The 13738-nt window shown below is 65.0% G+C and carries 15 protein-coding genes; 13 read left to right on the forward strand and 2 right to left on the reverse strand.

Translation table 11 applies throughout. The features are described from left to right. The first annotated feature begins 16 nt into the window (after positions 1 to 16). The 13 genes from G020_RS0103320 (at position 17) to G020_RS0103380 (ending at position 11593) form a co-directional block, all read left to right on the forward strand. Positions 17 to 868, forward strand: coding sequence for a ParB/RepB/Spo0J family partition protein (locus tag G020_RS0103320; protein WP_018868899.1), 852 nt, complete (start codon positions 17 to 19; stop codon positions 866 to 868). Positions 869 to 950: 82 nt separating this feature from the next. Then, positions 951 to 1352 (forward strand): ATP synthase subunit I, encoded by a 402-nt coding sequence (locus G020_RS0103325; protein ID WP_081647381.1) that lies wholly within the window; start codon positions 951 to 953, stop codon positions 1350 to 1352. 16 nt (positions 1353 to 1368) lie between these two features. Continuing rightward, complete coding sequence (atpB, locus tag G020_RS0103330) at positions 1369 to 2211, forward strand: F0F1 ATP synthase subunit A (protein ID WP_019022541.1); 843 nt, start codon at positions 1369 to 1371, stop codon at positions 2209 to 2211. Between the two features lie 48 nt (positions 2212 to 2259). Continuing rightward, on the forward strand, positions 2260 to 2496 hold the full coding sequence (atpE, locus tag G020_RS0103335) for a F0F1 ATP synthase subunit C (protein ID WP_018868902.1): 237 nt from the start codon (positions 2260 to 2262) through the stop codon (positions 2494 to 2496). A 53-nt stretch (positions 2497 to 2549) separates the two neighbouring features. Next, positions 2550 to 3020: a F0F1 ATP synthase subunit B gene (locus G020_RS0103340; protein WP_018947243.1), complete on the forward strand. Its 471-nt coding sequence runs from the start codon at positions 2550 to 2552 to the stop codon at positions 3018 to 3020. 9 nt (positions 3021 to 3029) lie between these two features. Further along, positions 3030 to 3566 (forward strand): F0F1 ATP synthase subunit delta, encoded by a 537-nt coding sequence (locus G020_RS0103345; RefSeq protein ID WP_024328651.1) that lies wholly within the window; start codon positions 3030 to 3032, stop codon positions 3564 to 3566. Between the two features lie 12 nt (positions 3567 to 3578). Continuing rightward, on the forward strand, positions 3579 to 5120 hold the full coding sequence (atpA, locus tag G020_RS0103350) for a F0F1 ATP synthase subunit alpha (RefSeq protein WP_018947241.1): 1542 nt from the start codon (positions 3579 to 3581) through the stop codon (positions 5118 to 5120). A 12-nt stretch (positions 5121 to 5132) separates the two neighbouring features. After that, positions 5133 to 5993, forward strand: a complete 861-nt coding sequence (gene atpG / locus G020_RS0103355; protein ID WP_018947240.1) for a F0F1 ATP synthase subunit gamma — start codon at positions 5133 to 5135, stop codon at positions 5991 to 5993. Positions 5994 to 6049: 56 nt separating this feature from the next. Continuing rightward, entirely contained in the window at positions 6050 to 7426 is a 1377-nt protein-coding gene (gene atpD / locus G020_RS0103360) for a F0F1 ATP synthase subunit beta (protein WP_018947239.1), read from the forward strand. Positions 7427 to 7438: 12 nt separating this feature from the next. Then, on the forward strand, positions 7439 to 7861 hold the full coding sequence (locus G020_RS0103365) for a F0F1 ATP synthase subunit epsilon (RefSeq protein ID WP_024328652.1): 423 nt from the start codon (positions 7439 to 7441) through the stop codon (positions 7859 to 7861). Between the two features lie 97 nt (positions 7862 to 7958). Further along, positions 7959 to 9368 (forward strand): bifunctional UDP-N-acetylglucosamine diphosphorylase/glucosamine-1-phosphate N-acetyltransferase GlmU, encoded by a 1410-nt coding sequence (gene glmU / locus G020_RS0103370; RefSeq protein ID WP_024328653.1) that lies wholly within the window; start codon positions 7959 to 7961, stop codon positions 9366 to 9368. 3 nt (positions 9369 to 9371) lie between these two features. After that, positions 9372 to 11222 carry a glutamine--fructose-6-phosphate transaminase (isomerizing) gene (gene glmS / locus G020_RS0103375; protein ID WP_024328654.1) on the forward strand — a complete coding sequence of 617 codons (1851 nt, stop codon included), beginning with the start codon at positions 9372 to 9374 and terminating at the stop codon, positions 11220 to 11222. Between the two features lie 74 nt (positions 11223 to 11296). After that, positions 11297 to 11593: a hypothetical protein gene (locus G020_RS0103380; protein WP_018947236.1), complete on the forward strand. Its 297-nt coding sequence runs from the start codon at positions 11297 to 11299 to the stop codon at positions 11591 to 11593. A gap of 299 nt (positions 11594 to 11892) precedes the next feature. Here G020_RS0103380 and G020_RS0103385 read toward each other — a convergent pair whose 3' ends face one another. Next, complete coding sequence (locus G020_RS0103385) at positions 11893 to 12435, reverse strand: DJ-1 family glyoxalase III (protein ID WP_024328655.1); 543 nt, start codon at positions 12433 to 12435, stop codon at positions 11893 to 11895. Positions 12436 to 12449: 14 nt separating this feature from the next. Continuing rightward, positions 12450 to 13712, reverse strand: coding sequence for a S41 family peptidase (locus G020_RS0103390; protein ID WP_024328656.1), 1263 nt, complete (start codon positions 13710 to 13712; stop codon positions 12450 to 12452). Between the last annotated feature and the right edge of the window lie 26 nt (positions 13713 to 13738).

Below are 13738 nucleotides of genomic sequence, written 5' to 3' on the forward strand. Positions count from 1 at the left end.
CGGCAGGATTCGACACATGGCCAGAAGAAACAGTGGACGACTCGGACGTGGTATCGACGCGCTGCTCAGCGGGGCCTCCGAGGAGCCCGGCGAAGAGGATCGCCTGGAGTCCGTGCCGGTCGAACGCATCCGCCGCGGCCGTTACCAGCCGCGCGGCCGGATTTCCGAAGAGGCGCTGGCCGAACTGACCGAATCCATCCGCTCGCAGGGCATCGTACAGCCGGTGGTCCTGCGGCCGGTGGACGATGGCTACGAGCTGATCGCCGGCGAGCGACGCTGGCGCGCCGCCCAGCAGGCAGGCCTCGAAACGGTCCCAGCAGTGATCCGCGAGATCCCCGACCAGGCGGCCGCCGCGATGGCCCTGATCGAGAACATCCAGCGGGAGAACCTCAACCCGCTGGAGGAGGCCAGTGCCATCCACCGGCTGATCGGCGAATTCGAACTGACCCACCAGGACGCGGCCACCGCCGTTGGCCGCTCCCGCACCGCGGTGACCAACCTCCTGCGGCTGCTGGAGCTCCACGATGCGGTCAAGGTTCACGTCGACGAGGGTCGCCTCGAGATGGGCCATGCCCGCTGCATCCTCGCCCTGCCGGTCGACGACCAGCCCGAGGTCGCCGAGCGCGTCGTCAAGCGCGGCCTCTCGGTACGCGCCACCGAACAGCTGGTGCGCCGCACCCTCGAGCAGAAGGATGCCGAGCCGGTCTCCACCGAGCCCCCGCCCGAGATCCGGCAGCTGGAGAGCCGCCTGGCCGACACCCTGGGTGCTCCCGTCCAGGTGCGTTACAACCGTCAGGGCAAGGGCCGCCTGGTGATCGAATACAACTCCCTGGACGAGCTCGACGGAATCCTGTCACATATTCAGTAACCCGGTCGGCTCCCGCGGGTCGCGTTGACCTCCCTTAAGGGCCCACTTATACTGCGCGCAATTTTCCGGAGAGGGGTGGGTTGTGCCCATCCACCAGATGACACCGCGACGCTTCAGCCCTGCCATCCAGTCGCTCGGTCTGCAGCTCGCAGTCACCCTTCTCCTGACGGTGCTCTTGCTGGTGCTGTCGTTACCGTCGGCCGCCATCTCGATGGCGCTCGGCGGCGGGATTGCCGCCCTCGGAAACGCCGTGATGGTATTTGCGGTCTTCGGGGCGTATCGTGCGTTGGCCGCCCGCAACCTGGCCGGGCGCATGATGCTGGCTCAGGTATTCCGGCTGCTGCTCATCGCAGCCGCATTTGCGGCGGTGTTCGCGGGTTACGAGAACCCCGACCTGCTCGCCCTGTTCGGTGGCTTTCTCGCGGTGCATCTTCTGCCCGTGTGGTGGGTCCACCGGGCATCCGCCCAAGCAATGAAGAGATAGCGACATGGCTTCAGAAATGGACGACCATATCAATCACCATCTCACGAACCTGACCTTCGGGTATCATCCGGAGGACGGGCTCGGCTTCGCGATGAGCGCATCGGAGGCCGCCGAGATGGGTTTCTGGGCCATCCACGTCGATTCGATGATCTGGTCCATTGGCCTCGGCCTGCTGTTCATCCTCAGCTTCCGTTACGCGGCAAAGCGGGTCACCGCCGGTGTTCCCGGTGGCTGGCAGAACTTCGTCGAATGGATCATGGACTTCGTCGACACCAACGTGCGCGGTTCGTTCAAGCACAAGAACGACCTCATCGCGCCGCTGGCACTGACCATCTTCATCTGGATCTTCCTGCTCAACCTGATGGACCTGGTGCCGGTGGATCTGATCCCGCACCTCGCCTATCTGCTGGGCATCCCGTACTTCAAGATCGTGCCCACGACCGACATCAACGTGACGATCGGTCTGGCGCTGGGCGTGTTCATTCTCATCATCTATTACTCGCTGAAGATCAAGGGTCCGGTGGGTTTCGTCAAGGAGCTGACCGGTGCGCCGTTCCAGACCTCCATCACCCCGCTGAAGCCCCTGACCTGGGTGGCCAACTTCGTGCTGGAAGTCGTCGACCTCCTGGCCAAGCCGGCTTCTCTCGCCCTGCGACTGTTCGGCAACCTGTACGCCGCCGAGATGATCTTTATCCTCATCGGCCTGATGTACTCCGCCGGGCTGATGTTCGGGCTTGCCGGGGGCGTGCTGCACGTCGGCTGGGCGATCTTCCACATCCTCGTGGTGCCGCTGCAGGCCTTCATCTTCATGGTGCTGACCATCGTCTATCTGGACATGGCTCACTCGGAAGACCACTGATAACCCTTAACTTCAACTGACCGTCTCAACTTCACTGGAGATATTACGATGGAAATGGCTAACGCTCTGGTTATTATCGCCGCCGCTCTGATGATGGGCATGGCCGCTATCGGCGCCGCGATTGGTGTCGCCACCCTCGGGGGTCGCTTCCTCGAAGGCGCCGCCCGTCAGCCGGAACTGATCCCGATGCTGCGCACCAACTTCTTCATCGTTGTGGGTCTGACCGACGCCGTCCCGATGATCTCGGTGGGTATCGGCCTGTACGTCCTGTTCGTTCTCGGCTAAAGGCTGATCGAGTCACGAGGATCCCTCACCACTCGTCAACCTGAGGTAGCAGGATGAATATCAATCTCACCATCATCGGGCAGCTGCTGGCCTTCAGCGTTTTCGTATGGTTCACCATGCGATTCGTATGGCCGCCGCTGACCCAGGCCCTGGAGGCACGGCGCAAGAAGATCGCCGACGGCCTCGCGGCCGCCGAACGCGGCGAGAAGGAACAGGAGCTGGCCCAGGAGCGAGCGACCGAGGTCATCAAGGAGGCCAAGCAGCAGGCCAACGACATCGTCGCCTCCGCTCAGAAGCGTGCCAACGAGCTCGTCGAGGAAGCCCGCACCACCGCCCGCGAGGAAGGGGAGCGAATCAAGGAATCGGCCCAGGCCGAATCCGAGCAGGAGCTCAACCGCGCGAAGGAAGAGCTGCGCAAGCAGGTCTCCGACCTGGCAGTTCAGGGTGCCGAGCAGATCCTGGCCAAGGAGATTGACGCCAAGGCCCACGGTGACCTTCTCAAGAAGCTCGCCGCAAAGCTGTAAGGAGAGGCTATGTCAGACCTGATTTCGGTAGCCCGACCCTACGCTCGCGCCGCCTTTGAGCGGGCCCGCGACGGCCAGGATCTTGCCGGCTGGGCCGAGCAGCTGGAGTTGCTGGCGGCCATCGCCCGCGATTCCCGCGTGCACGATCTCCTCACGAACCCCCGGGTCCCGCGTGCCCAGCGTGCCCAGCTCATGCTGGAGATCGCCGAGGGCAAGCTCGACGACGGCGTGGCGAACCTCGTCCGTCTCCTGGGCGAGAACGGTCGACTGCCGGCCCTGCCGGCGGTGAGCGAGGCGTTCAATGCGCTGAAGGCCGAGGCGGAAAGTCGCGTGGAGGCCGAGGTCATTGCCTCCCGCAAGCTCACGCAGGCGCAGGAGAAAGAGATCCACAAGGCCCTGTCCCAACGACTCGGTCGCGAGGTGGATCTGACCTCCTCGGTCGACAGCTCCCTTATTGGAGGGGCCATCATCCGCGCCGGCGACCTGGTCATCGACGGCTCCGTGCGAGGCCAGCTGGACCGCCTGGCTGCCAATTTGAGTCGCTAAGAGGAAATTATCATGCAACTGAATCCCTCCGAGATCAGTGATCTGATCAAACAGCGCATCGACCAGTTCGATGCGGGCTCCGAGGCCTCCAACGAAGGCACGGTGGTCAGCCTGCAGGATGGTATCGCCCGCGTACACGGCCTGGGCGACGTCATGCAGGGCGAAATGCTCGCCTTCCCCGGGGACGTCTACGGCATGGCGCTCAACCTCGAGCGCGATTCCGTGGGCGTCGTGATCCTCGGCGACTACCAGAACCTCAGCGAGGGCGACACCGTCAAGTGCACCGGCCGTATCCTCGAGGTGCCGGTCGGCGACCAGATGCTCGGCCGTGTCGTGAACTCGCTCGGTCAACCGCTGGACGGCAAGGGCCCGATCGAGACCGATCATACCAGCCCAATCGAGCGCATGGCCCCGGGCGTGATCGAGCGCCAGGGCGTCGACCAGCCGCTGCAGAGCGGCATCAAGGCGATTGACGCCATGGTCCCGGTCGGCCGCGGCCAGCGCGAGCTGATCATCGGCGACCGTCAGACCGGCAAGACCGCGGTGGCGATCGATGCGATCATCAACCAGAAGGACTCCGGCGTTAAGTGCATCTATGTCGCCGTGGGCCAGAAGGCCTCCTCGGTCGCCTCGGTGGTGAACAAGCTTGAAGAGGCCGGCGCGATGGACAACACCATCATCGTGGCCGCCAACGCCTCCGAATCGGCCGCGATGCAGTTCATCGCTCCGTACGCCGGCTGCGCCATGGGCGAATACTTCCGCGACAAGGGCGAAGACGCACTGATCGTTTATGACGACCTGACCAAACAGGCCTGGGCGTATCGTCAGGTGTCCCTGCTCCTGCGTCGCCCGCCTGGTCGCGAGGCCTATCCGGGTGACGTCTTCTACCTGCATTCCCGTCTGCTGGAGCGCGCCTCCCGCGTCAACGAGGATTACGTGGAGAAGGCCACCAACGGTGAAGTGAAGGGTAAGACCGGCTCGCTGACCGCGCTGCCGATCATCGAGACCCAGGCCGGCGACGTCTCCGCCTTTGTGCCGACCAACGTCATCTCCATCACCGATGGTCAGATCTTCCTTGAGACCGATCTGTTCAACTCGGGCATCCGTCCGGCGATCAACGCCGGTCTCTCGGTTTCGCGAGTGGGTGGTTCGGCTCAGACCAAGATCATCAAGAAGCTGGGTGGCAGCGTGCGTCTGGATCTGGCCCAGTACCGCGAACTGGCGGCCTTCTCGCAGTTCGCGTCCGATCTGGACGAGACGACCCGCAAGCAGCTGGATCGCGGCAAGCGCGTGACCGAGCTGATGAAGCAAGGTCAGTACAAGCCGATGTCCATTGGCGAAATGGCGTTCTCGCTGTACGCGGCGAACCAGGGTTACCTGGACGACGTCGACGAGGACAAGGTGGTCGACTTCGAACGTGAACTGCAGGCGTGGCTGCGCTCGAACCAGAAGTCCCTGCTCGACGAGATCAACAGCACCGGTGACTACAACGACTCCATCCAGGAACGCATGACCAGTGCCCTGGACGAGTTCAAGTCCAAGAACACCTGGTAACGGGAGCGCGCAATGGCGGGCACAAAGGAGATCCGGACGCAGATCAAGAGTATCCAGAATACTCAGAAGATCACCAAGGCCATGGAGATGGTGGCCGCGTCCAAGATGCGCAAGGCCCAGGACCGCATGCAGGAGTCCCGGCCCTACGCCGAGAAGATCCGCGACGTGATCGGTCACGTTGCCATGGCGAACGCCCAGTACCGGCATCCGTTCATGGTCGAGCGCGACGTCAAGCGTGTCGCCATGATCGTGGTGTCGACCGACCGGGGTCTGTGCGGCGGGTTGAACACCAATCTGTTCAAGCAGGCCGTGGCGGAGATGCGGCGTTACCGTGAGGAAGGGGTCGAGGTGGACCTCTGCGTCTTCGGTAACAAGGCACTGCAGTTTTTCCGGCGGCTTGGCGGCAATATCGTGGCTCAGGCCACGGATCTCGGTGACCGCCCGCACCTCTCTGACCTCATCGGAACCGTCAAGGTCCTGCTCGACGATTTCCGTGAGGAGAAAATCGACCGCGTGGTCCTGGTGGAGAACAAGTTCGTCAACACCATGACGCAGCAACCCCGGACCACGCAGCTGCTGCCGACGGCGCCGAGCTCCGACGACGAGCTCGAGTACCACTGGGACTACATCTACGAGCCGGAGCCCTACGAGGTCCTGGATACCCTCGTCGAGCGCTACGTGGAATCCCTGATCTATCAGGCCGTAGTCGAGAACGTGGCCTGCGAAATGGCTGCGCGGATGGTGGCGATGAAGGCGGCCTCCGACAACGCCGGAACGATGATCAAGGATCTCCAGCTGGTCTACAACAAGGCACGCCAGGCCGCGATCACGCAGGAGATTTCCGAGATCGTCAGCGGCGCCGCCGCGGTCTAGAGACCGGCTCCCGCAGGCCCGACGCGGCAAGAATTACGACTTAGAGGATTGAACGCATGAGCTCTGGAAAGATTGTCGAAATCATCGGCGCTGTCGTGGACGTGGAGTTTCCCCACGGCGAAGTGCCCAAGGTGTACGACGCCCTCACCCTGGAAAACGGCCTGACCCTCGAGGTCCAGCAGCAGCTGGGTGACGGGGTCGTGCGCACCATCGCCATGGGCAGCACCGACGGCCTCAAGCGTCAGACGGCCGTGACCAGCAGCGGCGGACCGATCTCCGTGCCGGTGGGTCAGGGGACCCTGGGCCGCGTGATGGACGTCCTCGGGCGGCCGGTCGACGAAGCCGGCGAGGTGGAAACCGAAGAAAAATGGTCCATTCATCGCAAGGCGCCCAGCTTTGACGAGCAGGCGGGTTCAACCGATCTGCTGGAAACCGGCATCAAGGTGATCGATCTGCTGTGCCCCTTTGCCAAGGGTGGCAAGGTTGGCCTGTTTGGCGGCGCCGGCGTGGGCAAGACCGTCAACATGATGGAGCTCATCCGTAACATCGCGATCGAGCACAGCGGTTATTCCGTGTTCGCCGGCGTCGGTGAGCGTACTCGCGAAGGGAACGACTTCTATCACGAGATGAAGGATTCCAACGTCCTCGACAAGGTGGCTCTGGTTTACGGCCAGATGAACGAGCCGCCGGGCAACCGTCTGCGTGTGGCGCTGACCGGTCTGACCATGGCGGAGTATTTCCGGGACGAAGGTCGCGACGTGCTGATGTTCATCGACAACATCTACCGTTATACGCTGGCCGGTACCGAGGTTTCGGCACTGCTGGGCCGCATGCCCTCCGCGGTTGGTTACCAGCCGACTCTGGCGGAAGAGATGGGTGTGCTGCAGGAACGCATCACGTCGACCAAGAAGGGCTCGATCACCTCGATCCAGGCGGTATACGTGCCCGCGGACGACCTGACCGACCCCTCGCCGGCCACCACGTTCGCGCACCTGGATGCCACGGTCGTGCTGTCCCGTCAGATCGCCGAGCTGGGCATCTACCCGGCGGTGGATCCGCTGGATTCGACTTCCCGCCAGCTGGATCCGCAGATCATCGGCCAGCAGCACTATGACACCGCGCGTGCGGTGCAGGGTACGCTGCAGCGCTACAAGGAACTGAAGGACATCATTGCGATCCTCGGCATGGACGAGCTGTCGGAAGATGACAAGCTGGTCGTGGCCCGGGCCCGCAAGATCCAGCGCTTCCTGTCGCAGCCGTTCTTTGTGGCGGAAGTGTTCACCGGTGCCCCCGGCAAGTACGTGTCGCTCAAGGACACCATCCGTGCCTTCCAGGCTATCGTGGACGGTGAGTACGATCACCTGCCCGAGCAGGCGTTCTACATGGTGGGTACCATCGAGGAAGCCGTCGAGAAGGCCGACAAACTCGGCTAAGGAGCACCTGTCATGCCAATGACAATGCATGTGGACGTGGTCAGTGCCGAAGAGTCGATTTACTCCGGCACGGCCGAGATGATTGCGGCTCCGGCCGAGGAAGGCGAGGTCGGCGTGTATGCCGGCCACCTGCAGATGCTGGTCCGCCTGAATCCGGGCGAACTGCGCATCCAGGAAAAGGAAGGGGCAGAGCCCCAGCCGGTGTTCGTCTCCGGGGGCGTGATGGAGGTGCAGCCGCGCCATGTTACGGTGCTCGCGGATACTGCGGTCCGCGCGAAGGACCTGGACGAGGCCGAGGCGCTCGAGGCCAAGAAGCGGGCGGAGGAAGCCCTGGCCGACAAGCAGGCCGACTTCGATTATGCCAAGGCGCAGGCCGAGCTTGCGGAAGCCGCGGCCCGGCTGCAGATGATCGAAAAGCTGCGTCGGCGCCGCTGAGGCGACGGACACGGCAGGGAAGCAGTGCAAGGCCGCCTGTTCTGGGCGGCCTTGTTGTTTGTGGCCCCGACCGGGCACTCGGGATGGAAGGTGAAACGTGGAAACACTGCATCTGATCATACTGGCGGCGGGCAAGGGGACGCGGATGCGTTCGGCCCTGCCGAAGGTGCTGCAACCGCTGGGTGGGCGTCCGATGCTTGCCCACGTGCTGGAACGGGCGGACGCGCTCCCCGCGGAAGCCAGGCATGTGGTGGTGAGTCACGGACGCCAGGCGGTGGAGGGTGAATTCGCGTCCCGACAGGACATCCACTGGGTGGATCAGGGACACCCTGGCGGGACCGGCCATGCGGTGGCCCGCGCCCTGGAGGCTGTTCCCGACGGGGCACGGGTCCTGGTGCTGTATGGCGACGTGCCGAGGATTCCGGTCGCAGATCTGGAGGGTTGTGCTCGCGCCCGTGAGAGTCTGGCGGTGCTCGGAACTCGGGTGGCCGATCCTCGTGGCTACGGGCGGCTGATCGAAGATGCGCAGGGCAACCTGGAGTGCATTGTCGAGGACAAGGAAGCCAGTGCGTCGGAAGCTGCCGTCACGCGGATCAATACCGGGGTGCTTGCCGGGGATGCGGTCGCGCTGAGGCGATGGCTGGGCGCATGCGAACCGGCGGCGGGTAGCGAACGCGAGTGGTACCTCACGGACGTGGTGGCAGTGGCTCGCGGCGAGGGTCAATCGGTGGCGCTGGTCGACAGCGAGGATCCCGATGCCGTTCTGGGCGTGAATGACCGGGCCCAGCTTGCGGTGCAGGAACGTCTGCTCCAGAGGGATATCGCCGAAAAATACATGCGCGAGGGTCTGGCACTGGCCGACCCGGCCCGATTCGATTGCCGCGGCACGCTGCAGTTCGGGCAGGACTGCGGTCTGGACGTGAACGTGGTCCTGGAGGGCACGGTGGTCCTCGGCGACGACGTGAAAATCGGCCCCGGCTGCGTGCTGCGTGACTGTCGTATCGCCTCCGGCGCACGGCTGCAGCCGTATACGGTGGTTGAGGGCGCGCGGCTCGGTGAGCGGGCCGAGGCGGGCCCGTTCGCGCGCCTGCGGCCGGGCGCCGATCTTGCCGAGGACGTTCGTGTCGGCAATTTCGTCGAGGTGAAGAACGCGCGCCTGGAGTCCGGCGCCAAGGCCAACCATCTCGCCTATGTCGGGGATGCCCGTGTGGGTGCCGGCGCCAATCTGGGCGCCGGCACCATCACCTGCAATTACGACGGCGCCAACAAGCATCACACCGAGATTGGTGCGGATGCGTTCATCGGCTCGAATACGGCGCTTGTCGCACCGGTCACCATTGGTGCAGGGGCGACCGTGGGTGCGGGCTCCACCATCAGCCGTGATGTCCCGGACGGGGCCCTGGCGCTCACGCGGGCACCGGTACGAACCGTAGAGGGCTGGCAGCGTCCGGCCAGGCAGCCTGAGTCAGGCGCAGCCGGCCCCAATCCAACCAAAAGCGGGGACTGAACCATGTGCGGACTGGTTGCCGGAATCACCGAACGCAATATCGTCCCGCTGTTGATCGAAGGCCTCCATCGCCTGGAGTACCGCGGCTATGACTCCGCCGGCATTGCGGTCACCGGAGCCGGCGGAATCGACATGGTGCGGACCGAGGGCAAGGTGGCGGCGCTGGAAGATCGCGTCGCCCGGACCGGTATCCACGGTCACGCTGGCCTCGCCCACACCCGGTGGGCGACCCATGGTCGGCCGTCCGAGGTGAATGCCCACCCCCACCTGTCGCGCGACCGGCGTGTCGCCATCGCGCACAACGGCATCATCGAGAACCACGCGGCCCTGCGCGATGCGCTGGCCAACGATGGCTGGACCTGTGCATCCGACACCGACAGCGAAGTCATCGCCCACCTGGTCGAACAGGCGCTGGAGGCGGGTCAGGAACCGGTGGCGGCAGTCCGGAGCACCTGCGCCCGGCTGCAGGGTGCATGGGCACTGGCGGTGAGTGTTTCCGACGCGCCCGATCGCATCATCGTCGCTCGCCACGGGTCCCCGCTCCTGCTCGGACTGGGAATCGGCGAAAATTTCGCCGCCTCGGACATGCAGGCCCTCCTTCCGGTCACCCAGCGGTTTATCGACCTGGAAGAAGGCGATATCGCTGTGCTCTACCGCGACCGGGTCGAGATCGAGGACGTGGCCGGACAGCCGGTCGTCCGCGAAGCTCGCGAAACCCGGTGCGAGGTGACGATCGCCGACCGCGGCGAATATCGCCATTTCATGCTCAAGGAAATCCACGAACAGCCCCGGGCACTGTACGACACGCTGGCGGGGCGTTTCGGGCACGATGGTGTTCTGCCCAATCTTCTGGGTCCGGACACCGACCGCCTGCTGCAGGAAGTGAGCTCGGTCCAGATCGTGGCCTGCGGCACGAGCTACCACGCGGGGATGGTCGCGCGGTACTGGATCGAGGATTATCTCGGCATGCCGGCACAGGTCGAGGTGGCGAGCGAATACCGTTATCGTCGGCATGTCGTGGCGCCGGGGACCCTGTTGCTGGTGCTGTCCCAGTCGGGAGAAACTGCTGATACTCTCGCGGTCCTGCGCCAGGCGCTGGAAGAGCCCTTCGCCGCGCGTCTCGCCATCTGCAACGTGCCCGAGAGCACCATGGCTCGTCTCGCCGATCTGGTCCTGATGACTCAGGCGGGCCCCGAAATCGGAGTGGCCTCAACCAAGGCCTTTACGACCCAGCTGGCCGCGCTGGCGGTGCTGGTGCTCCTCTTGGGCGATACGGCGCGGGCCGCCCGCCTTGCGGATGGTGATCGCCAGGACGGGATCCGGGCCCTGCAGTCCCTGCCCGCGATGGCGGAAGCCACGCTGCAGCTGGACGGCCGCCTGGCGCAGGTGGCGGAGCATCTCGTGGAACGCCACCACGCGCTGTTCCTGGGCCGCGGTGTGCACTATCCGATCGCCCTGGAAGGCGCCCTGAAGCTGAAGGAGATCTCCTACATCCATGCCGAGGCCTACCCGTCCGGCGAGCTCAAGCACGGTCCCCTGGCGCTCGTGGATGCCGAGATGCCGGTGATCGCGGTCGCGCCGGATGACGCCCAGCTGGAGAAGCTCGCCAGCAATCTCCAGGAGGTGCGTGCCCGGGGCGGCGAGCTCATCGTGATCGGGGAAGCGGCTGCTGCGCGTGCCCTGGGTCCGGATGACACCTGGATCGGGATGCCGCAGAGCGGTCCGCTGAATCCCTGGATCGCGCCGGTACTGTTCGCGATCCCGCTGCAGCTCCTCGCCTATCACACCGCGGTGCTCAAGGGCACGGACGTCGATCAGCCCCGCAATCTCGCCAAGTCCGTGACCGTGGAATAGCGTACATGGCTTGTATTGCCGCGCCGGCTTCGCTAGATTCCCCGGCGTCCTGAAAACCGTGACCGGAGTATCCGATGGATCAGCAACAGATCAATCAGCGCTGCGTCGAACTGTTCAACTCGCCGCGGGTGCAGACCAAGATGTGGAATCCGCGCATGTTCTGGGAGGTGGGGCGTCATCTGAACGTGACCTCCGACCAGCTGACCGATCCGAAGGTGGACGTGGCCGAGCTGGAAGTGATGCTGTCCGCCGCAGCCTACGAGCCGTCCCAGTGCGCGGATGAGGTCAACCAGCGTGAAGGCGGCCGTGCGGACTTCATCCGTCGCGCCGTGCAGTCCGGACAGCGGCCGTTCCTGCGTCGCGCCGACTGACGCGATTTCCGTGTTCGGCCTCCTTGCAGGAGGCGAGCCCCCTCGCCGACCCGGCGCAGGCGATTGGCCGGACGCAAAATCGGCCGGAGGGCCGGCCTCCTACCGGGGCCAGGGTTCGACCTGCCCGTAGGAGGCGAGCCCCCTCGCCGACCCGGCGCAGGTGATTGGCCGGACGCAAAATCGGCCGGAGGGCCGGCCTCCTGCCGGGGCCAGGGTTCGACCTCCCTGTAGGAGGCGAGCCCCCTCGCCGATTCGGCCCTCTCGCCGACCCGGCATCACGTCCGTTCCGGCGGCCCGCCTCAGGCCCGCAGGAGCGGCCCTTCCACCGCCTCGCGGGTTTCGCGGCCCGCCAGTTCCTCGATCACCGCCAGGGCGAAATCCATCGCCACGCCGGGCCCGCGCCCGGTAATGACGTTCCCGTCGATCTCCACGGCCGCCCCGCTCGACTCCACCCCGGTGCCATCGAGGGCGCCGGTAAAGCAGGTCGCCCGGCGATCCTGCAGCAACCCGGCCTGCGCCAGCACCTTGGGGGCCGCACAGATGGCCGCCACATGCCGGCCGGCCTCCGCCTGTTTCTGCAGTCGCGTGATCAGCCGCGGGTCATCGCGCAGGTGATTCGCGCCCGGAAGCCCCCCGGGAATGGCAATCAGATCGAAATCCTCCCCGAGCGCGGACTCGAGGTCGCTTTCCGGGTGGATCACCGTCGCGCGCGAGCAGGTGACCGGCCCGGTTTCCTGACCCGCGACCGTGACCTCGAACCCGGCCCGACGGAAGAGGTCGATCATGGTCACGGCCTCCAGCTCTTCCGAGCCGGAGGCCAGAGGTACGAGCACTCGCGTCATCGCGCTCCTCCCAGCTAGCGTCCGTTGTAGAAATTCAGGCCCTTGAGGAGATTGAGGGCCTCGTTAAGCCCGAAGTCGCGCTCGGCCAGGCTTTCTTCTTCCTCGTCTTCGACGTCTTCAGGCAGGTCGCGCCGCGCGGGTTCATCGTCTTCCGACCGCGACACCCGCAGTCTCTCGTCGAGCGCGATGTCCGGATTGATGCCTTCGTCCTGGATGGACCGGCCGTCCGGGGTGAAGTAGCGCGCGGTGGTCAGCTTGATCCCGGTCTGCTCGGACAGCGGCAGGATGGTCTGCACCGATCCCTTGCCGAAGCTGTTCTGTCCCATGATGATCGCGCGACCATGGTCCTGCAGGGCACCTGCGACGATCTCGGAAGCCGACGCCGAACCGCGGTTGACCAGCACCACCATCGGCACGCCATCGAGGACATCCCCCGGCGAGGCGTCATATTCGATCTGCGCCTCGTCCAGACGGCCCTCGGTGTAGACGATCCGTCCACCGTCCAGGAAGGCGTCGGACACGCCCACGGCGCCGTTGAGGATCCCGCCCGGGTTGTTGCGCAGGTCCAGGACCAGGCCCTTCAGTCCGTGGGCCTCCTTGAGTTCCTCGATCGCGCTGACCAGATCTCGCGCCGTGCGCGTCTGGAAGTTGCTGACGCGTACGTAGCCGTAGCCTTCTTCCAGCATCTCGGAGCGGACGGATTCCACCTGGATGATGTCGCGCGTGATCGTGATCTCCAGCGGCTGATCCTCGCCGTCGCGCACCACCGTCAGGGTGATGTCGGAACCCTGTTCGCCGCGCATCCGGCTGACGGCATCCGACAGGGTCATGCCGCGCACCGAGTCACCGTCCAGACGCACGATGAGGTCACCCGCCTGGATGCCCGCACGCTCCGCGGGCGTATCGTCGATCGGAGCGATGACCTTCACGAACCCGTCTTCCATCCCGACCTCGATCCCGAGGCCGCCGAACTCGCCCGAGGTTCCCGCTTCCATGTCACGGAAGTCGTCCTCGTCGAGGTAGGAAGAGTGCTCGTCGAGCCCCGTCAGCATGCCCTGAATGGCATTGTCCAGCAGCTCGCTGTCGTCGACTTCCTCGACGTAATTGCGCTTGATGCGCATGTAGACGTCGGTAAAGCGCTGCAGGTCCTCGACCGGCAGCGCCGACAGACCGGCGGCATCGTCGCGCCCGGCGTACACGCCAACGGACACGCTCAGCATGATGCCCAGAACGAGACCCGTGAGCAGGCCGTAGCCGGAGTGGAAAAGCTTGTTCATCAGAGTATCCCTTGTCCGAGGTCTTT

This window comes from Thioalkalivibrio sp. ALR17-21, assembly GCF_000420185.1.
GTDB classification, from domain to species: domain Bacteria; phylum Pseudomonadota; class Gammaproteobacteria; order Ectothiorhodospirales; family Ectothiorhodospiraceae; genus Thioalkalivibrio; species Thioalkalivibrio halophilus.